Consider the following 19,005-nt stretch of genomic DNA (forward strand, 5'->3'; position numbering starts at 1 on the left):
AGCCATCCTTCCTGAACTATGCTTAAATGGTATCTGGTTTTGCTCGGAGTTCTTACGAGCCTCGTCACCCAGGCGCAATTCACGATCAAAGGTCGTGTGACAGACGCCGTCACCGGAGACCCCATTCCGTTCGCCGCCGTCGGCCTCAAAGGAGGCACTGCCGGCGGTAATACCGACTTTGAAGGCAACTATACCTTTTCCGCCCGGCAGCTTTCCGATTCGATTTTTGTCAGCTACATCGGCTACAAGCGCAAGGCGAAGGCCGTAACGCCGGGGCAGGCTTCCCAAACGATTGATTTTCAGCTGGAAGCCAGCTCTTCACAGCTCCGCGAAGTCCGCGTTTATGCCAAAGGCGAAAATCCGGCGTACCGGATTATCCGGCGGGCGGTGGATGAGAAGTCCCGGAACGACTGGCGCCGCCTGAAAGCGTACGAATACGAGAGCTACGTCAAGAATGAATTTGATGTCAACAAGATTTCCGACAAGTTCAAAAAGAGTGCGATCGGCCGCAAAATTACCGGGCCGCTGGAGAAATACGACCAGATTGCGGGAGACGACGGCAAGCCGGTTATTCCGGTTTTTCTCTCTGAAAGCCTGTCGGATTACTACTACCGGCAGAATCCCGATCTGACAAAGGAACGTATCCGAAAAACAAAAATCACGGGTGTCGGTATTTCCGACGGCAGTACGTTTTCCCAGTTTATCGGAAGCGCCTTTCAGCAGTATAATTTCTATGAAAACTGGCTGAGTATCCTGCGGAAAGACTTTCTATCCCCGATCGCTGACGGTTGGAAAGGCTCTTACGAGTATTTCCTGGCCGATACCGTGCAGGTCGACGGTGCGTATTGCTACGAAATCGACGTTACGCCGAAGCGGAAGCAGGACCTGGCTTTCATCGGTAAGATATGGGTAGATACCACGCAGTTTGCCCTGCGGCAGGTAGATGTCGCCATCAGCGGCGATGCGAATATCAACTACGTAGAAGGCATCAAAATCCAGCAGCAGCTTACGCCGGTTACCGACTCCCTTTCCGGAAAAACGGTAGCCTGGATGCCTTTGCAGACACGCGTCGTAATCGACGTAAGAGAAATGACGAAGAATTCCGTAGGCTTCCTCGCGAAATTCTACGTCTCCAATCGGAACTTCAAGGTAAACCAGCCCCGGGAACCGAAGTTTTACGATCCTCCCATCGAACTCGCCGATCAGTATCGCGAGCAGGCCGACGGATACTGGCAGAAAGCCCGCCCCGATTCCCTGACCCGGGATGAAAAAATGGCGTATTCCCTCATCGATTCGGTGAAGAATATTCCCCTCGTCCGAACCTATACCGAGATCCTGACAGTACTTGCCAACGGGTACAAACGGATTTACCGGGGAGTCGAACTCGGTCCTTTTCTGAGCAGCCTCGCAGTCAACAGCATCGAAGGCGTGCGGCTCCGCGCAGGTATCCGGACCAATGCGGAGTTCAGTAAGGTCTGGGTATTAAACGGCTACCTCGCCTACGGCACAAAAGACGGCGTACTCAAGTACGGCGCAGATGCCAAGTACATCATCAGCCGGAAGCCCTGGATGGAAGTTGGGGCGAAAACCAGCTATGACCTCGAACAGATCGGCCTTTCTTCGGAAGCTGTCGGCAATAACAGCCTGTTCGCGGCCTATTCCCGCTTCGGCACGTACCGGCGGGGGTACTTCCAGCGGGAGTACATGGCCTATCTGCGGGGTGAAGTGGTGAAGGGTATCACGCCGATGATCGGTATCCGGCGACGGACGTTCAACCCGCTGTATAATTTCGCGTATGTCGACGACGGGGAGCCCGGCGGTCAGTCCCGCACGTTCCAGAATACGGAACTCCTTGCCGAAGTACGGTTCGCGAAAAACGAGCTGTTTATTTACAACGACAACGACCGGATCAGCCTCGGGACTGCCCAGTCGCCGATTTACACCCTCCGGTATTCGCTGGGTTTACAGAATACCCTCGGCGGTGACTTTCAGTACCACCGGTTTACGCTGAGCATGGCCGATAACTTCCGGCTGGGTATCCTCGGACGGAGCTACTACACGTTGTCGGCAGGCTATACGCCTTCTACCCTGCCCTATCCGCTGCTGTTTCCGCACCTCGGGAATCAGTCCTGGTTTTACGTGGGCAATGCCTTCAACATGATGAATTATTATGAGTTTCTGTCGGACCGGTACGCGGCGTTCCGGTATGAACATAATTTCGAAGGCCTGTTGTTTAACCGGATTCCCCTCATCAAACGCCTTAAGTGGCGGACGCTCCTCAATGTCAATGTACTATATGGCGGCGCACGGCAGTCCAACAAGGACATCATCCCGGATTATGACCTTGACGGCAAAGCCATTCCGGGTTTCGGCTCGCTGGACCCGAAAACACCGTATGTTGAAGTCGGTTATGGAATCGATAATATCCTGAAGTTCTTTCGTGTGGAAGCCATTCACCGGCTCACCTACCTGAGCCAGCCTACGACTGCTGACGGGGTGAAAATCAATAAGTTTGGGATAAAGGTGTCGGCGTATTTTACGTTGTAGCGGCTGTAGGCGGTAAGCTGTAAGCGTTAGGCAGGATACCCTTTGCCCCATGCGCAATAGCCGGTGGTTGAGCTACGTCGAAACCAGCGTGGCGAAAACATCAGGATGAAAAAGAGAAGGCTGCCAGTGGTTTCGACGTAGCTCAACCACCTGGGAGGTATCTGCCGTTGCGACACGCTCCCTTTGCGCAATAGCCGGTGGTTGAGCTACGTCGAAACCAGCATGGCGAAAACATCAGGATGAAAAAGAGAAGGCTGCCAGTGGTTTCGACGTAGCTCAACCACCTGGGAGGTATCTGCCGTTGCGACACGCTCCCTTTGCGCAATAGCCGGTGGTTGAGCTACGTCGAAACCAGCGTGGCGAAAACATCAGGATGAAAAAGAGACGGCTGCCGGTGGTTTCGACGTAGCTCAACCACCGGGGAGAGAAACCCGCCTCTGCGACGCATAAACCCTCTGCCCCATACCCTACGCCCTATGCCCCCTACCCCTCCAGCCGCCGCCTCACTTCTTCCAGAATCGTCAGACCGCTGGAGAGGAAAGATTTCACGTAGGCATCGGCTGGCTCCCGGAGCAGATCGCTGACGGTGCCGGTTTGGAGGAGTTTTCCCTGGTACATAACGCCGAGCCGGTCGGCCACGGTAAGGGCATCGAGGAGATCGTGCGTTACAAACAGGCAGGCAACGCCCGTTTCCCGGACAATCCGCAGCAATTCCTGCTTCAGCTTTTGCTTGTTGAGGGTATCGAGGCTTGAAAAGGGCTCGTCGAGCAGCAGTACCTTTGGTTCGTCGGCGATGGCCCGGGCAATAGCCGTGCGTTGTTTTTCTCCGCCGGAAACTTCACGGGGGAGTTTGTGCTGCACCGCGCCCAATCCGGTGAGGGCAATCAGCTCGTCGAGCCGCTCGCGCTGGTATTCCTTCGTGTATTCCCGCAGGGCGTAGGCGATGTTTTCGCGGAGGGTATGGTTGGGTAGCAGCTTGAATTCCTGCGGAACGAGCTTAATATCTGCATGGCCCGGAATCAGGTATACCGCCGAATCGGAGATTTCGGTACCTGACAGCCTCAACTCCCCCGCATCAGCCGGAATCAGGCAGGCCAGTATCGACAGCAGCGTACTCTTACCTGCGCCGCTCTCGCCCACCAGTGCCAGCAATTCGCCGGCGGATAAGGTCAGTGAAACCTGGTCGACAACCCGTCGGCCCTGCATATCTTTCGTAATCCGGGAAGCTTCAAAAAGGGAATTCATCCCGCAAAATTGACGAATAAACGGGGATTGTCGCCCTGTTATTCCGAAAACTGCTCCCAGCGGAGTTTCCGGTAGCTTTGTATCGTTCCCCATAGCATCGCGGCATAACATCCGGCGATGAGGATGGTACCGCCCGGCACGAACGAGGCTCCCCAATGCGCGAGACCGCACAGCGGAAGAAAAAAGAAGAGCATCATCATCAGGATAATCGTTCGACCGGAATCGGCCCGGGTTTTCGGCTCCTGGGAAAACGGCAGTTTCCAGTACCGGCTCTTTACCCAGGCTTCAAGGGTCGTGACGAAAACGGCGAAAATATAGCCTGCCACGAGGTCGTCCAGGATCTGCGGCCCCCACACAAACAGTAACCCTGCCGAAACAACCAGGTAAAACGGCGTAAAAAACTTGAAAACGATGGCTTTGAGGTTGCCGAGTATGATATCTCCCGGCGCGGCAACCGGCGCGGCGTCATATACCCACGCAGCCCGGAAATCTTCCGACTGAAAGCTGTTCATGTAAAAGCTGCCCATCACAATCTGGGAACTGTAGATAACGAGAAGGTACATCCGCCCTTCCTGCAGGCTTTCGAAAGATACTTCCCCTTCCAGAATGGGCCGCAGGACGACAAACAACATCGGCAGCAGAAAGCCCAGCGCGGGATAGGCCCGGGTTTTGAAACGCCGGTCGCGCCCTGTCAGCAACCAGGACAGCTCAAAGGAAGCCCTTTCGGTAGCGTTCCGTGTAAACCGCGCAGCCAGCCAGTTGCCGACAGACCGGCGCGATTGCTTCCGGGCAGTATGCACCTGCGTGGTACTGCCCATGGCCGTCAGTTTCGTCGTAAAATCTGTTGCCAGGTACCTGCTGCTTACCCACAGCAACAGAGGCGGCACACCTGCTGCCAAGGCCAGGAGTACTCCGTGACCGGGCGTAAATACGTGGTTTACAAGGCTATCTGCCACACCAGCCAGCCAGGCCGGAGGAGTCAGGTAATGCCAGGTATGGAGGCCGTCGTCCGTCAGGTTTGTCAATTGTGGGCGGATCAGCCGGGGAACAACCTGATACCCCACCGTAAACAGCAGCGAGAGCCCCACCTGCAGGTAAGCGATGATATCTTTCAGCTTTTCTTCACTCGTAAACCGCACGACAAGCAGGTACAACAGGGTAGTCAGAAACACAGCCAGCAAAACGGCCTGGACAGACAGAAGCAGGACAACGGGCGTCAGCCACCAGCCGAAGCGGTACCCCGCCGCTCCCGCCGGAATCAGCACCATGCTGAGCGCGAGCGTCGACACATACACGATCAGGTGCACGAGACGGGAAAGCCAGATCGTCCGGGAATTAACAGGCCTGGGCAGCAGTATCGCATTATCGGTTGTATCCAGCAGCAGTTCGGCGTAATCAGTGATGAGCGTGAGTGCAACCATCACGATGAGGTAGGTAAACAGCACCGTCATCCCGGTCATCACCGACGGAATAAAGGATACCAGCAGCCCGATAAACAGGCTGAAAAAGGCATTCATTGCATAAACCAGCCACAGCCGGCCGGAGCTATCGGCATTCCGGTACGACCGCCCGAGCGTACTTCGGTTGCGCCGGGTATCCATCAGGAGTTTCATCTCCACGATGGCGCGAAGGGAAAGGTAGTCGGCGCCCAGCCGCCGGAACAGGCCCTGAAGCCGGTCCAGTATCCAGAGTACAGCGTTGATCATGGCTATTGCAGTGCCTGGAAAAATTCGGATGCACGGAGCGACGTACTGTCATCTCCGGTAAGTCCCTGAAAGATTCGTTCGAGTGATCCCGACTGCACCTGGTGCCGGAGGTCTTCAATGGTGCCGTCGGCAATAACCGTCCCCTGGTTGATGATGACGATCCGGTCGGAGATTTTCTCCACTACGTCCATCAAATGCGAAGAGTAGAAGATCGTTTTGCCGGCTTCCCGGAGGCGGGCGAGTATTTCCTTCACGAGGATGACCGCGTTGGCATCCAGTCCGGAGAGCGGCTCATCCAGGAAAATAATCTCCGGATTGTGAATCATGCCGGCGATCAGCAGGACCTTCTGCCGCATGCCCTTGGAGAAGGTAGTCATACGGGAATCGATCTGGTCGGCGAGGCCGACGAGCTGCAGAAGATCTTCTGCTTTCCGACGGATGACGGCATCGTCCATGCCGTAGAGCCGTCCCATAAAAAGCAGAAATTCCGCCGGCGTCAGTACTTCATAAAGGGCGGCGTTTTCCGGGACATAGCCCACATGCCGCTTGATTTCCAGCGCGTCGGTCCGGATGTCCCGGCCAAGTACGGTGACTTCTCCCGAAAAATCAGGAATCATCCCCAGCAGGATCTTGATGGTGGTGGACTTGCCGGCGCCGTTCGGGCCAATGTACCCGACAATCTCACCGGCGTTGACGTCGAGGTTGACGCCCTTCAGCACCGGCTGATCGTAGGATTTTTCAAGATTTCGGATGGAAATGACAGGATTCATGCAGAGCGCCAACCGGCCGCAGGTATCCAGCCGGTCTGACGGCGGGAAGTTACATTACCCGTTCCGGCTTTTCGGTTTGCGGTGGGAGGAATGTTCCATTCGGTGGCCGGAACGGTCGTACCGTAATGTGAGCGCTGTTTTTTCTTACCGCCGAGCGTCACCAGCAGGCCGACAAGCGCGAGAAACGCCAGTACCGCCAGGGCGATTTTCCAGGGAGATACGGGGCGTTTCCCGGAAATACTGCCGGTTTGCCCGTTGATGAGAAACTGGTAGGTCTTCCCGCCATACTGATACGCGCAGATCCAGAGCGGGAGTACCAGGTGTTTGAAGGTCTGACCGGAGTACTGCGTCCGGACAGAGAGGTTCCGGTAGGTATCGTCGCTGCATTTGTCCGCGCAGGCCGATTCAATACGCTGATCAACCTGTTGTTTGGCGACGGAAAATCCGTCTTTCGGATCGATGTTGTAAACTTCCGCCTCCCAGCCCAGCATGACTTTCGGCTCGTAGTTGACCACGTTTTCAAGCAGATAGGGATATACCTGCTGGATCACGTTCTGGGGTAGCTGCCGGGAAGCAAGAATCAATACATCGTCGAAAAACTGGCTGTGGGTACCTTCCTTGTACCACCAGCGGACATTCCGGACCTGCCGCGTTTGCACGTTGCCGTTCTGATCGCGGAATTGCTCTGTTACATAATAATAGGTGCCTGCCTCACCGCTCCATTGGGAGTCCGTCTGTACGTCATAGGTCCAGAACGGGATATACATGCCGTGAAGGGTATCGAGCCGGGCTAAGTCTTTCAGATCGTTCGGCGCCCAGATACTCTGCCCGATCCATTTTTTGAAGCTATCGGAGGCCTGATTCCGGGAGATACGGAACGGGACGATGCCCTGCGGCTCGAACAGGCGGGTTTTGACCGCGTCGGGGTTAACGTTGGTGGACCCGCAAAACCCGCACGAAATCGTCGGCGCATCATAGTTTACAACCGTTTTCGCACCGCATCGCTGGCAGGAAAAGAGGCGTCGCTCGACGGAGTGTGCCGTCGCTTTATCCGACTGTGCCTCGCTCCAGTCAATTTCCTCGATCCTGTCTGCCGAGAGTACGAGAGGTTCCTGATACCCGCAATGCCCGCAGGCCATGGCCTGTTTTTCAGCACTGAACTGTAACTGGGCCCCGCAGCTTGGGCAGGGACAATGAAGCAGGTCGTCGAGTTCGCGTTCCATAAATCGTGAATACAGTCCCGAAAAAACGCTTTTTTTGCATTGCGTGTAACTTTCAACCTCAAATTTCCGGATTCCGTCACGGCATCTGTCCGCTCATATCAATCGCAGCTTGCCCGGAATCCGGGAACCTGCTAACATTGTCCCGTCATCCGCCGGAAAAAACCGGCAGGCGGCAAACCACCTTCTTGACCATTCCATCCAATGTCTGACAACAAAAGTCTCGGAAAGCGAATTCTGGGTATTTTCTTCGAGGAGGCAACGGGCGACGCAACTACTCCTGCTGCCTCACCGGCCACCCCTCCTGCTCCGGGTGGCGCGCCCGCTCAGGCTGCGCCGACGCCGGCCGGAAGTCCGGACAGCAAGTTCGTAGACCATTTTGCGTCGGTGCTTGAAAAGAATAACCTTCCCGGACAGGACTATTTTGAATTCCGGGCGACGCTGAAAAGTCTCGGCAGCATCGGTCTGAGCGAAGGGCAGCAGTTTCAGGCAGCCTGGGCCAGCTTCCGGGCGCTCGCTGCGAATACGAGCCTGGAACAACTGAAATCGACGGCGGAGCAGTACCTGACCATTCTCAAAACCGATCGGGATGCTTTCCTGAAAAGTGTGGATATTGCCGTACAGGAAAAAGTCGGCAGTCTTCAGAATGAGCAAAAGACACTCGAAAAACAGGCCGAAAGCCTGACCAAACAGATCGCCGACCTTCAGGCGCAGATCGAAGCCGGAAAAGAACGCCTGGCAAAGATCAACGGAGAAATCGAGGAACAAAGCGGGAAGATCACCCAGAACCGGGCCAATTACGAAGCGACGTTCGCGGTCTTCACCAGCCAGATCAAGGAGGATATCGACAAAATCACCCAATACCTCCGCTCCTGACGGGCGGATCAACATAATCAAACGCCATGCCTGCTCCTGACTTTTCCCAAATCGGCGGAAACGACGACACCACCAAAAAATCCTTCTGGAACCGTCCGGAGGGAGTGGTCGGCTTCCTCTTCCTGGCAGCGATTGCCGCGATGGGGCTCGTGTACTTCAACAGAGTCGTCGAGTTTCTCATCAAAGTAACCGAAAACACCCTGTACCTGGCCGTACTCCTGGCGGCGCTGGGGATACTCATCTTCCTCTTTACGAGCAAAGACGTGCGTACCGCCGTGTTCTTTCTCTTCAAGACGATGATGCGGAAAATCGCCGGGCTCGTGATCCAGCTCGACCCGATCGCGATCATGAAGATTTACATCGACGACCTGAAAGACAAGCGCCGGAAGATGCAGGGGCAGATCGACCAGCTCGCCGGACAACTCGTGAAGCTCAACAAGAAAATCAACGAGAACAACGACGTCATCAAGCAGAAATTCGCCGAAGCCAACAAGGCCCAGTCCATGTCCGATAAGCCGGGCATGAAGGAAGCGGCTTCCCTGGCGACGATCGAAGGCGCCGGTTTGCAGGAAATGAACGAAAAGCTCTTCCCCCTGCAACGGAACATCCAGACCGTCCTGGCTTTCATGGAGAAAGTCAACACCAGTGCCGACTACATCATCAAGGAAACCGAAATCAAGGTCAAGCTCAAGGAAGCGGAATACCAGATCGTGAAGGAAAGCTCAAACGCCCTCCGTACCGCGGTCAGTATCTTCAAGGGCAACCCGGATAAGAAGTTTTACTTCGACGAGTCGATGGAGTACATCCAGGACGACATGAGCAAGAAGCTCGGGGAAATGAAGCGCGCGATGGACCTGTCGATGGACTTTATCAATTCGGTTGATATCCAGAACGGCGTTTTGTCCGACAAAGGCCAGGCCATGCTCGAAGCCTACAACAAGGGCGAGTTCAAGCTCATTCAGCTCGACGCACCCCAGGCGCCGTCTTCGTCCGGCAAAAAGATCAACCCTCCCAAAGACGAAGGCTACCGCAGCCTTCTGGAGTAATCATTCTACCTTCATAATCATCTCTTTTTCACCATGCAACGACTAACCGTAACCGGGCGACTGCTCATCACCGCCCTGATTCTGGCAGCCCTGTACTTCGGATTCAAATACGTGGGCGGCGTGGATCTGCTTCAGAGCCTGAAAGCCAAAAACGAGGAAACCCGCACGGGTAATGAACCGGCCTCTCCCGCCGCAGCCGAAAGCAGTGCGCCGGAAAGCGCCACGCCCGCAGAAGAGCAGGCTACCGATTCGCCCAAACAAGGCTTTGCCTATGAAGCGCCCGTGCCGAAGGAAGGCAAGCTGAAGGGTGTCGTCGAACTGGGCGCGAGCGGGTTCAACTCTTTTATCATCCGTATCGACGCCGACAAAAACTGGAAGCTGGAAAAAGCGGAATTCGGCAACAGCCTCGTCCTCGAAAACATGGCTACCGACGAAGACGTACGGATCGGCCTGAAAAAGTACATTTCCACCATGCTCGACTACGGCGTAGGCGGACGGGATATTCACTTCGTGGTCAGCTCCGGCGCCGTGAAGGCGGATGTAACCCAGAAGATCATCCGCGTCCTGAAATCGCTCAATTATACCGTCAATACTGTAACGCCGGAGGAAGAAGGCCGCTTTGGCCTGCGCAGCGTCCTGCCGACGGAATTTTACGGCTCGGCGTTTGTGGTTGACATCGGTTCCGGCAATACCAAGATTTCGTGGAAAGACGGCAACCGTACCACTGCCCTTGAAACCTATGGCTCGAAGTACTTTCAGGAAGGCAAAAGCGATTCGGATGTGTACAGCGAAGTGAAGGCAAAAGCGAAGCAGATTCCTTCCGATCACCGGAAAACCTGCTTCATCATCGGCGGCGTGCCGTTTGAGCTGGCCAAGGCCGTCCGCAAAGGCAAGGAACGCTACACAGTACTCGACGCGCCTTCGGCCTACAAACTCGAAAACGCCAAGTCAAAAGCCGGCCTGAACATCTACAAGGCCATTGCCGACGCAACCGGCGCAGAGCAGTTTGTGTTTGACTGGGATGCGAATTTTACGATTGGGTTTTTGCTTGAACTGAAGTGAGGCAATAAGCTGTAAGCTTTAAGCTGTAGGCTGCGGTAAATGAATAGCCTACTGCATATAGCTTACAGCTTATTGCTTAAAGCTTATTGCTTAAAGCCTATAGCTTAACCCGCCCAAAAGCCTCTCTCCCCTCCATGACTCTACAAGACCTTTTCCGCTATGTTTCCCAAAATCCTTCACCGTATGCGATGGCGCTGGTTTGCGTGCCGCTGTTAGCGTTGTTGCTTAATATGTGGTCGGGGAAAACCGCGGAAGAGGTACTTCGTTTCAAATACGGGTATACGGTATTGGTATACGTGGCAGCTATTCCGGGGATTTTTGCGCTGACGCTGGGCGTATACCTGTTTCTGTTTGAACGGCAGAGCGTCTGGCAGATGAACCTGATTACGCAGGTTTTGCCGGTTATTACCATGGCGGCAACGCTCTGGATTATCCGGCAGAAAATTCCGTTTCAATATGTACCGGGCTTCGGGAAACTATCCGGTTTTCTGACGCTGATCGCGGCGCTGATGGGGATATTGTTTTTCCTGGACCGGCTGCATTTTTATGCGTTTACGTATGTGCCGTTTGTGTACCTGGTGGCGGGGTTTGTGGGGTTGTTGCTGGTGATCCGGTTTGCGTGGAGCCAGCTCTTCTAGCCCTTCACTTATTACTTACCGAAGCGTAAAAAGTCTGTGTCGTCTGTGAAGTCTGTGAGATAAAATGATCCTCTCACAGACTTCACAGACGACACAGACTTTTAGGGTAAGTTAGAGCTTTGCGAGCAGCTCCGCTTTTTTGGCCGCGAATTCTTCTTCTGTCAGAATACCCGCCGCTTTCAGGTCGCCAAGCTGTTTGAGCAGGCCGAGGATATCTTCTTTGGATTGGGCAGGCTGAGCGGCCGGTTGGGCTCCCGGAGCGGCGGCTCCCGGAGCAACGGCTCCCGCCATCATGCCGCCGAGGTTCACCCCGACAATACTCGCCGCTGTCGCCGAATTTTCTGCTGCTTTCTCGATGGAAACGCCGGCCTGAAACTGCTGAAACTTCGCCATATCCCCCACCATGTTCATCTGGGTGGTTTTGTCGAGGAACGCTTCGACTTCCGGCGGAAGCGAGGTGTTTTCAATGTAAAACTTGACGATTTCGAGGCCGTACTGATCGAAATCGTCGCTCAACAGCGGACCGAGTTTTTCTCCGAGTTCGGTATAGTTCCGGGCCAGGTCGAGTACCGATACATTGGCTTCGGCAATGGCATCCGAAAACTTTGAGAACACAATGGAGCGGAGCTGTTCTTCCAGATCGCCTACGCGTACCACGGGCGTGGTACCGGCAAATTCCTTCAGAAACTTCTTCGCATCCTTCACCCGGAAGGTATAGGTGCCGAAGGCGCGGATGCGCACCTGCTTGAACTCCGGATCGCGGACAATAATGGGGTTGGCCGTACCCCATTTCATGTTCGTAAACTGCTTCGTGTTGACGTAATAGACGTCTACTTTAAACGGCGATTCAAACCCGTATTTCCAGGAACGGAGGGTAGTAAGAATCGGCATGTTGGCCGTCGTCAGCTCATGCCGGCCGGGGAGAAAGACGTCGGCGATCTGCCCCTCGTTCATGAAAATAGCTACCTGGCTCTCCCGGACGGTCAGCTGCGCGCCGTACTTGATGTCGTTGCCTTTGTCGGGAAACTTCCAGATGATGGTATCCTGCGAGTCATCGACCCATTCGATGACGTTGACGAATTCATTCCGGATAAAATCGAAAATGCCCATTTTGGTTGTTCTGTTTGACTGAACGTTGATCAAAGCTATTAAAAATGCGGGTTTTCGGGGAGAGTAGTTGGATGGGCGGCTGTTTTTTTGTGTTGCTCCCGGATAAGACGCTGCCAGTCTGTGAAGTCTGTGTCGTCTGTGAGCAATAATTTTTTTTCTCACAGACGACACAGACTTCACAGACAATGAGCAGCATTCGAATATCTGACCATCCCTTCTGTGTATTCTGTGCTTTCTGTGAGAAAAAAATCATTTCTCACAGAAAGCACAGAATACACAGAAAGATCCTTTTAAGTGAGGGCGTCGACGTGCCTCCCGCTTCTTCCTTTTTTGTATTTTTTCCCGGAAAATTAAAAATGATTGTCAAATTGACACATATTCGCAGTTGTATTTGCTCCTCAAACCATGCTCCTCTTAGGAATTGACGTAGGAACGTCTTCGATAAAAGTTTCGGTGGTCGACGCCGACAGCCAGCAGGTAGTAGCCTCGGCCTCCTGGCCCGACCAGGAAAACCCCATTTCCACCCCCCAGCCGGGCTTTGCCGAGCAGGATCCGGGTATGTGGTGGAACTGCGTGCAGCAGGCCATCCTCCGGGCAAACGCCAGCGGAAAATACAATCCGAAAGACATCGCCGCCATCGGTATCGCTTACCAGATGCACGGCCTCGTGTTGGTCGACCGTAATCTGGAAGTACTCCGGCCGTCCATCATCTGGTGCGACAGCCGCGCCATTCCCTACGGCGACGCCGCTTTCCGCAAAATAGGCGAAGAAAAAGCCCTCGATCACCTGCTCAACTCGCCCGGTAATTTCACCGCTGCGAAGTTGGCCTGGGTCAAAGACAAGGAGCCGCGTACCTACGGCAGCATCTACAAAATCATGCTTCCGGGAGATTACATCGCGCTGCAACTGACAGGCAGTGCGACGACCTCCAACTCGGCGCTGTCAGAAGGTGTATTCTGGGATTTCCGGTCCAACGCCGTTTCAGAAGACGTACTCAATGCTTTCGGCTTTTCCGACAATATCCTCCCTACCCTGCAGCCGCTGTTCTCCAACCACGGAGAACTGAAGAGTTCCGTCGCCGATTCCCTCGGTCTGAAAGCTGGTATTCCGGTGACATACAAAGCGGGAGATCAGCCCAATAACGCCCTGTCTCTCAATGTACTGGAGCCGGGAGAAGTAGCTGCGACAGCCGGCACCTCCGGCGTGGTGTACGCCGTCACCGATCAGATCGCCTACGATCCGAAGAGCCGGGTAAATACCTTCGCGCACGTCAACCACCAGCGGAACGATCAAACCCGCCTTGGTATCCTCCTCTGCATCAATGGTACTGGTATCCTCAACCGCTGGGTACGGGACCAGTTCGGCAGCGGTCTCTCCTATTCCGACCTCAACCGGCTCGCCGCCGAAGTACCGGCCGGCAGCGAAGGCGTCCGGGTACTGCCCTTCGGCAACGGCGCGGAGCGGGTACTGGAAAACCGGAGTATCTCCAGTACGTTTTCCGGGCTCGACTTCAACATTCATACCCGCAGCCACGTGTTCCGGGCGGCGCAGGAAGGCATCGCCTTTTCGCTGAAATATGGTGTCGATATCATGGCCGACCTGGGGAGCCCGGCGAAGGTAGTCCGGGCCGGGAAAGCCAATATGTTTTTGAGCGACGTCTTTGCGGAATCGTTTGTGAACGTGACCCAGACGCCGGTGGAGCTATATGATACCGACGGGTCAAAAGGCGCAGCGCTGGGCGCAGGCATCGGCCTCGGGCATTTCTCCGATCCGAAAGACGCCTTCTCCCGGCTTACCAAACTCGGAACAATAGAGCCGGACGCCGGAAAAGCCGCCCTCTATGCCGAACTGTACAGCGAATGGGTAACATTGCTGGAGAGGTTCGTGGAAAAGTAACTAGCTGTTAACCAGCTGACCGACAGATAAATCGCTGGCATATTTCTTTTCAGGTTAATCTGTGGAGACAGAGACGCCGTGTGTTTGAAAACATGCGGCGTTTTTTGTTTTTTGTGTAACAGATTATCTATCCATCTCAATGTCATGAAAAATACAAAGACGCATACCTGGTCGATCGACATCGCCGCGCCGGCACTCCGCGTGCACAATGTCATGCTTGGTCTGAGCGACAAAGCCACTTACGAACAATGGGTAACGGTTTTCAGTCCGTCGTCCTCGTATGAAGGTACGTGGGACAAAGGCTCGAAAATCCGCTTCGTCGGAAAGGACGAACACGGAAAAGTTCAGGGAATGGTTGCCGAAGTGGTGGAGAATATTCCCGGGAAATTTGTTTCCCTCCGGCATTTCGGTATGATTGACGGCGAAAAGGAAATTACCGAAGGCCCGGCGGTAGAAACCTGGGCAGGCGGCTTTGAAAACTACACGCTCGCGGAATCGGATGGCCGGACGACCGTCACCGTCGACGTAGATTTACCCGAATCAGAAGCCGCTTTTTTCAATGATATCTGGCCGAAAGCCCTCCAAAAGCTGAAGGAAATTGCCGAACAATGACAAAAGACGAAGTACTCGACACACTGAAAGCCCTCGGCGACGAGAAAGTATACAGGCAAAACCTCAAACGCGGCGCCGGCGAAAATCAGTTTGGCGTCAAAATGGGTGATGTGCGGAAGGTCGCCGATAAAATCAAAACGAACCACGCGCTCGCCCTTGAACTCTGGAAAACCGGCAATACCGACGCACGCTCGGTAGCGATCCTGATTTCGAAACCCAAGGAATTTTCACCCGAAGAGCTCGAAAACTGGGTAAAATCGGAGACGTATAGCTGGGTGGCCGACTGGCTCTATTCCTACATCATCAAAGAGTATCCGGACAAAGAGCAATTCCGGGAAAAATGGATGAATTCTGACGACAAGATGTGCGCCCGCGCAGGCTGGAGCCTCATGGCCGGTCGCGTCGCCCGCGAGCCGGAAGGCTTGGATCTATCTGTCCTGCTCGACCGGATTGAAAAGGAAATGTCCGCTGCGCCGCCGGAAGTACAATGGACGATGAACAATACCTTAGCCAACATCGGTATTCACCACCCCTCTCACCGGAAACGCGCGCTGGAAATCGGCGAAAAACTCGGTATTTACCGCGACTACCCCGTCTCCAAAGGTTGCACGTCTCCGTTTGCGCCGATATGGATTAATGAGATGGTGAAAAGGCAGAAGTGAATGAGCCATAAGCAGTAGGCTTTAAGCTGTAAGCAATGAGACGTGTCACTTGCTACCGCATAAAGCTTAAAGCCTATGGCCTAAAGCAGTAAAAAAACGTTTCCGGTGGGGTACAGAAGTAGTTTTCCGAACATTATCACAGCCCGCAAAACATGATTGATATTCAGGACCGGAACGAGATTTTCCTCTTTCTGCGCCAACTACCTCCTGATCGAGAACCGTTGTTTGGCGCGATGACGCCGCAGCACATGGTAGAACACCTGGCGCGTTCTGTCCGCTTTTCGAATGGCCGGGAACCGCAACCCCATTATTACACGCCGGAGAAGGAGCAGCGGTTCAAAGCGTACCTGATGGACGCCCATACATCCCTCTTGCCGGGGTTCCGCTCGCCTATAATGCCGGCGGAAGGCCTGCCCGATCTTCTTCATACCAGCCTGGCGGAAGCCCTGACGCAACTGGAAGACGAGCTACTGGAATTTGATCGGTTTTTTCAGGAAAATCCGGAAGCTACGCCTGTGAATCCTACTGTAGGTGAGTTGGGGTATAAGGAATGGGTGGTATTTCATAATAAGCATTTCAGGCATCATTTGGGGCAGTTTGGATTGAATTAACCGCTCTTCGGGATGTTCCGTAGGGCATCTCGAAGTGTCCGGACTCCTGCCTGGCGGCACACAGCAAGAAAGCCGCCTCTGGCAGAAGCGGCTTTCAATTAATCCCTCGGAATATTCCGTTCCGGCTGTTCCTCCTCCTCCCTATCCTCGTCCTCTGCAAACTCTGATTCATCCTCTTCTTCCTCATTTCCCCTCGGAATCGTCTCCGTTTCCGGGTCGTACGGGCCGCCGATGGGCCGTTCGATGGGCTGCTTAATCGTAGCGTTGGAGCCGACTTCAGCCGAGGAACCCTGGTTATTCGCGAGGTTCGTATCCTGAGCGGTACCGAGGTTGGTACCGGCGTGTTTTTCATTGCGGTTCATGGCGTTTGTGCTTTTGTTGGACAGGATACTTCCCTAAAAACCCGCGCCAGCCTACCTTTGCCCCCATGTCTCCCTCTCTCGAACTGGTCGTCGCCCGCTACGAAGAACCCCTGAACTGGATCCGGAAGGTCCCGGCGGCGTTCCGGCGAACGATTTACGATAAATCGACAAATCCCGAAGACCGGATTTCCCTCCCCAATACCGGGCGGGAAGCCCACACCTACCTCACGCATATCGTCGACCGGTACGATTCCCTTGCCGACTATACCGTTTTCTGCCAGGGCAAGCCGTTCGACCACGCCTACGATTTTCACCATACCCTCCGGGCGGTCGCTGCCGATCCGGTTGCTTCGCCTGACTTCCGCTGGCTCGGCCACCTCATCGATACCGATGACCTGGACGGCAACCGCCTCTTCCGCCCCTGGAGTAAAAACGAAGACGGCAGAGGCCTCGATATCAGAGGCTTCCACCGTCAGTTGTTTGATCGGGAAGGTCCCGAATTCTATACTTTTGTCCTCGGCGCGCAGTTTATCGCTCACCGGGATCTCATCCGCCGGCAGCCGCTCCGGTTCTACCAAAAGGCGCTGGAGCTATCTGTCTCCTTTCCGGATGCAGCACACTGCTACGAACGGACGTGGGACAAGGTATTCGGCGTCACCGGAATCAGCGAAGAGGTACTGCAAGGCCGCCTGAGCCTGTCGCTCAAACCCATCAAAAACGCCGCCTACCCGGCTAATCCCCTGCCCTGATCAGCCTTCATACTTACCAAACAGCGACGTCGCGGTATGCCCCCCAAAGCCGAAGGTATTGTTGAGCACATACCGGACCGGCTCGTACGACGGCTTCCCGGTGACAATCCGCAGGCCTTCCGGCACACCTTCGTCGAGGTTTTCGGTATTGATCGTAGCCGGAATCACGTTGTGCACGATCGACAGAATACTGATGATACTTTCCACCGCGCCGGCCGCGCCGAGCAGGTGACCCGTCATGGATTTCGGACCGGTTACCGCTACCGGGTGATCTCCGAAAACGGTTTTGATCCCAGCCAGCTCGCTGAGGTCGCCGATGCCGGTCGACGTCGCATGCGCATTTACATATGTCACGTCTTCCGGCGCAATACCCGCCTCTTTGATTGCGGCACGCATGCCCAGCGCCGCGCCAAGGCCATCGGCCGGAGTACCCGTCAGGTGGTACGCATCCGCAGCCATACCTCCGCCGACGAGCTCGGCGTAAATCTTCGCACCGCGGGCCAGGGCATGGTCCAGGTCTTCCAGTATCAACGCACCGGCGCCTTCGCCCATGACGAAACCGTCCCGATCGCGGTCAAACGGTCGTGAAGCACCTTGCGGATTATCGTTATTTTTCGACAAAGCCTGTGCGGCGTTGAACCCGCCAACCGACGACGGCGTAATCGCCGCCTCCGAGCCCCCGGCCACCATGGTATGTGCCCGGCCCAGCCGGATGGTATCAAAAGCATTGAGAATAGCGGCGTTGGACGATGCGCAGGCCGCCACCGTGCAGTAATTCGGACCATGCAGGCCGTTGCGGATCGACACGACACCCGCCGCGATATCCGTAATCATTTTCGGAATGAAAAACGGATTGAAGCGCGGCGTGCCGTCGCCCGCATGAAACTCCTTCAACTGGTCTTCAAACGTACCGATACCTCCGTTTCCGGTCGCCCAGATAACCCCGATACCGTACCGCTCCTCGGCGCTGAGTTCCGAGGGTACCAGGCCGGCATCTTTCAGCGCCTGCTCGCTCGACACAATGGCATATTGGGTAAACAGGTCGTATTTCCGCAACTCTTTCTTCTCAATAAACGACTCAGGATCAAAGCCTTTCACTTCACTGGCGAAGCGGGTTTTGAATTTCGAGGCATCGAATTTGGTCAGGGGACCTGCCCCGCTGCGTCCGGCCAGGACACCCTCCCAGAGGGTATCGACCGTGTTTCCAAGCGGGGTAATTGCACCCATTCCGGTAATGACAACTCGTTTCATAAGAAAATACCGATCGGTATATTTTAGGGTAAAAATTTTTCAGAGATCGCGGATGTACCGCTCTACAGATTGCATGACGACGGACCGGTCTTCCTCCCGTTGCGTCAGGCGGGCGATCATGACGCCGCCTTCGAGCATGGCAATGAGGCAAAGGGCGATGTGCTCGTCGGGAAGCGGCGATTGAAATTCGCCCCGCGTCCTTCCTTCCGCCACAATTTCCGCCAGCAGGCGCTGCCAGGCTTTGAGGGCTACTGCCGCTTTCCGCCGCAGCGCCGGGTGGGTGTCGTCTGCCTCGATGGAGGTATTCAGCAACGGGCATCCGCCTTCGGGAAAAGCCCGGTCGGTCAGCAGGGCACTGTAAAAATCCACGTAGGTCAGCAGTTTTTCCCGGGCCGAGGCCTTGTTTTCCATCATCTGCCGCATGCGTTTCTGCACGCTGCGCATGTGGAAGTCGAATACGGCAAGAGCTACTTCGTCTTTCCCCGAAAAATTGCCATAGATACTGCCTTTGGTCAGCCCGGTCGCCTCCGTCATGTCACTCAGGGACGTACCCGCATACCCCTTCCGGTTAAACAGCGGCGCTGTTTTCTCGATGATGAGTGCCCGGGTTTTCTCTGCCTTCGACATGGTTGTGAAATTTTC

General features: G+C 54.9%; 18 protein-coding genes. 10 read left to right on the plus strand and 8 right to left on the minus strand.

Annotated features, from left to right (window positions below):
• The first annotated feature begins 18 nt into the window (after positions 1 to 18).
• A complete protein-coding gene (locus BLR09_RS03810) occupies positions 19 to 2,547 on the plus strand; it encodes a DUF5686 and carboxypeptidase-like regulatory domain-containing protein (protein ID WP_093198031.1) in 2,529 nt (842 codons plus the stop codon).
• A 483-nt stretch (positions 2,548 to 3,030) separates the two neighbouring features.
• Here BLR09_RS03810 and BLR09_RS03815 read toward each other — a convergent pair whose 3' ends face one another.
• The 4 genes from BLR09_RS03815 to BLR09_RS03830 are packed head-to-tail and all read right to left on the minus strand — an operon-like array spanning position 3,031 to position 7,491.
• Positions 3,031 to 3,792: an ABC transporter ATP-binding protein gene (locus BLR09_RS03815; RefSeq protein ID WP_176785442.1), complete on the minus strand. Its 762-nt coding sequence runs from the start codon at positions 3,790 to 3,792 to the stop codon at positions 3,031 to 3,033.
• Positions 3,793 to 3,830: 38 nt separating this feature from the next.
• On the minus strand, positions 3,831 to 5,498 hold the full coding sequence (locus tag BLR09_RS03820) for a hypothetical protein (protein WP_093198036.1): 1,668 nt from the start codon (positions 5,496 to 5,498) through the stop codon (positions 3,831 to 3,833).
• A gap of 2 nt (positions 5,499 to 5,500) precedes the next feature.
• Entirely contained in the window at positions 5,501 to 6,268 is a 768-nt protein-coding gene (locus tag BLR09_RS03825) for an ABC transporter ATP-binding protein (protein ID WP_093198038.1), read from the minus strand.
• Positions 6,265 to 7,491: a TFIIB-type zinc ribbon-containing protein gene (locus BLR09_RS03830; protein WP_093198041.1), complete on the minus strand. Its 1,227-nt coding sequence runs from the start codon at positions 7,489 to 7,491 to the stop codon at positions 6,265 to 6,267. The genes BLR09_RS03825 and BLR09_RS03830 overlap by 4 nt, the downstream gene beginning before the upstream one ends.
• A 201-nt stretch (positions 7,492 to 7,692) precedes the next feature.
• Here BLR09_RS03830 and BLR09_RS03835 point away from each other — a divergent pair, with 201 nt between their 5' ends.
• The 4 genes from BLR09_RS03835 to BLR09_RS03850 all read left to right on the plus strand — a co-directional run bounded on the left by BLR09_RS03835 (position 7,693) and on the right by BLR09_RS03850 (position 11,110).
• Positions 7,693 to 8,364 carry a hypothetical protein gene (locus BLR09_RS03835; RefSeq protein ID WP_093198045.1) on the plus strand — a complete coding sequence of 224 codons (672 nt, stop codon included), beginning with the start codon at positions 7,693 to 7,695 and terminating at the stop codon, positions 8,362 to 8,364.
• Positions 8,365 to 8,390: 26 nt separating this feature from the next.
• A complete protein-coding gene (locus BLR09_RS03840; protein ID WP_093198047.1) occupies positions 8,391 to 9,410 on the plus strand; it encodes a hypothetical protein in 1,020 nt (339 codons plus the stop codon).
• A gap of 33 nt (positions 9,411 to 9,443) precedes the next feature.
• Positions 9,444 to 10,472: an acetate and sugar kinases/Hsc70/actin family protein gene (locus BLR09_RS03845; RefSeq protein WP_093198050.1), complete on the plus strand. Its 1,029-nt coding sequence runs from the start codon at positions 9,444 to 9,446 to the stop codon at positions 10,470 to 10,472.
• A 134-nt stretch (positions 10,473 to 10,606) separates the two neighbouring features.
• The gene (locus BLR09_RS03850; protein ID WP_093198053.1) at positions 10,607 to 11,110 is read left to right on the plus strand and encodes a hypothetical protein; all 504 of its coding nucleotides are present in this window, start codon (positions 10,607 to 10,609) and stop codon (positions 11,108 to 11,110) included.
• Positions 11,111 to 11,221: 111 nt separating this feature from the next.
• Here BLR09_RS03850 and BLR09_RS03855 read toward each other — a convergent pair whose 3' ends face one another.
• Entirely contained in the window at positions 11,222 to 12,220 is a 999-nt protein-coding gene (locus BLR09_RS03855; RefSeq protein ID WP_093198056.1) for an SPFH domain-containing protein, read from the minus strand.
• A gap of 405 nt (positions 12,221 to 12,625) precedes the next feature.
• On the opposite strand from BLR09_RS03855, the gene BLR09_RS03860 reads away from it, so the two are divergent.
• The 4 genes from BLR09_RS03860 to BLR09_RS03875 all read left to right on the plus strand — a co-directional run bounded on the left by BLR09_RS03860 (position 12,626) and on the right by BLR09_RS03875 (position 16,001).
• Positions 12,626 to 14,116 carry a xylulokinase gene (locus tag BLR09_RS03860; protein WP_093198059.1) on the plus strand — a complete coding sequence of 497 codons (1,491 nt, stop codon included), beginning with the start codon at positions 12,626 to 12,628 and terminating at the stop codon, positions 14,114 to 14,116.
• 144 nt (positions 14,117 to 14,260) lie between these two features.
• A complete protein-coding gene (locus tag BLR09_RS03865; RefSeq protein WP_093198062.1) occupies positions 14,261 to 14,728 on the plus strand; it encodes an SRPBCC family protein in 468 nt (155 codons plus the stop codon).
• A complete protein-coding gene (locus BLR09_RS03870; RefSeq protein ID WP_093198064.1) occupies positions 14,725 to 15,390 on the plus strand; it encodes a DNA alkylation repair protein in 666 nt (221 codons plus the stop codon). The genes BLR09_RS03865 and BLR09_RS03870 overlap by 4 nt, the downstream gene beginning before the upstream one ends.
• Before the next feature lie 152 nt (positions 15,391 to 15,542).
• A complete protein-coding gene (locus BLR09_RS03875) occupies positions 15,543 to 16,001 on the plus strand; it encodes a hypothetical protein (protein ID WP_093198067.1) in 459 nt (152 codons plus the stop codon).
• 98 nt (positions 16,002 to 16,099) lie between these two features.
• Here the strand turns inward: BLR09_RS03875 and BLR09_RS03880 are convergent, their stop codons facing one another.
• Positions 16,100 to 16,363 carry a hypothetical protein gene (locus BLR09_RS03880; RefSeq protein WP_093198070.1) on the minus strand — a complete coding sequence of 88 codons (264 nt, stop codon included), beginning with the start codon at positions 16,361 to 16,363 and terminating at the stop codon, positions 16,100 to 16,102.
• A gap of 65 nt (positions 16,364 to 16,428) precedes the next feature.
• On the opposite strand from BLR09_RS03880, the gene BLR09_RS03885 reads away from it, so the two are divergent.
• A complete protein-coding gene (locus BLR09_RS03885) occupies positions 16,429 to 17,112 on the plus strand; it encodes a DUF3431 domain-containing protein (RefSeq protein ID WP_093198072.1) in 684 nt (227 codons plus the stop codon).
• On the opposite strand, the gene fabF is transcribed toward BLR09_RS03885, so the two are convergent.
• Both fabF and BLR09_RS03895 read right to left on the minus strand, forming a co-directional pair.
• Entirely contained in the window at positions 17,113 to 18,363 is a 1,251-nt protein-coding gene (fabF, locus tag BLR09_RS03890; protein ID WP_093198075.1) for a beta-ketoacyl-ACP synthase II, read from the minus strand.
• Between the two features lie 39 nt (positions 18,364 to 18,402).
• Positions 18,403 to 18,990: a TetR/AcrR family transcriptional regulator gene (locus BLR09_RS03895; protein WP_093198078.1), complete on the minus strand. Its 588-nt coding sequence runs from the start codon at positions 18,988 to 18,990 to the stop codon at positions 18,403 to 18,405.
• Positions 18,991 to 19,005 lie beyond the last annotated feature (15 nt).

This window comes from Siphonobacter aquaeclarae (genome assembly GCF_900103285.1).
Taxonomy (GTDB): Bacteria; Bacteroidota; Bacteroidia; order Cytophagales; family Spirosomataceae; genus Siphonobacter; species Siphonobacter aquaeclarae.

Coding starts and splice junctions, on each gene's coding strand:
- BLR09_RS03810 (WP_093198031.1), top strand. CDS start 19: ATGCTTAAATGGTATCTGGTTTTGCTCGGAGTTCTTACGAGCCTCGTC.
- BLR09_RS03815 (WP_176785442.1), bottom strand. CDS start 3,792: ATGAATTCCCTTTTTGAAGCTTCCCGGATTACGAAAGATATGCAGGGC.
- BLR09_RS03820 (WP_093198036.1), bottom strand. CDS start 5,498: ATGATCAACGCTGTACTCTGGATACTGGACCGGCTTCAGGGCCTGTTC.
- BLR09_RS03825 (WP_093198038.1), bottom strand. CDS start 6,268: ATGAATCCTGTCATTTCCATCCGAAATCTTGAAAAATCCTACGATCAG.
- BLR09_RS03830 (WP_093198041.1), bottom strand. CDS start 7,491: ATGGAACGCGAACTCGACGACCTGCTTCATTGTCCCTGCCCAAGCTGC.
- BLR09_RS03835 (WP_093198045.1), top strand. CDS start 7,693: ATGTCTGACAACAAAAGTCTCGGAAAGCGAATTCTGGGTATTTTCTTC.
- BLR09_RS03840 (WP_093198047.1), top strand. CDS start 8,391: ATGCCTGCTCCTGACTTTTCCCAAATCGGCGGAAACGACGACACCACC.
- BLR09_RS03845 (WP_093198050.1), top strand. CDS start 9,444: ATGCAACGACTAACCGTAACCGGGCGACTGCTCATCACCGCCCTGATT.
- BLR09_RS03850 (WP_093198053.1), top strand. CDS start 10,607: ATGACTCTACAAGACCTTTTCCGCTATGTTTCCCAAAATCCTTCACCG.
- BLR09_RS03855 (WP_093198056.1), bottom strand. CDS start 12,220: ATGGGCATTTTCGATTTTATCCGGAATGAATTCGTCAACGTCATCGAA.
- BLR09_RS03860 (WP_093198059.1), top strand. CDS start 12,626: ATGCTCCTCTTAGGAATTGACGTAGGAACGTCTTCGATAAAAGTTTCG.
- BLR09_RS03865 (WP_093198062.1), top strand. CDS start 14,261: ATGAAAAATACAAAGACGCATACCTGGTCGATCGACATCGCCGCGCCG.
- BLR09_RS03870 (WP_093198064.1), top strand. CDS start 14,725: ATGACAAAAGACGAAGTACTCGACACACTGAAAGCCCTCGGCGACGAG.
- BLR09_RS03875 (WP_093198067.1), top strand. CDS start 15,543: ATGATTGATATTCAGGACCGGAACGAGATTTTCCTCTTTCTGCGCCAA.
- BLR09_RS03880 (WP_093198070.1), bottom strand. CDS start 16,363: ATGAACCGCAATGAAAAACACGCCGGTACCAACCTCGGTACCGCTCAG.
- BLR09_RS03885 (WP_093198072.1), top strand. CDS start 16,429: ATGTCTCCCTCTCTCGAACTGGTCGTCGCCCGCTACGAAGAACCCCTG.
- fabF (WP_093198075.1), bottom strand. CDS start 18,363: ATGAAACGAGTTGTCATTACCGGAATGGGTGCAATTACCCCGCTTGGA.
- BLR09_RS03895 (WP_093198078.1), bottom strand. CDS start 18,990: ATGTCGAAGGCAGAGAAAACCCGGGCACTCATCATCGAGAAAACAGCG.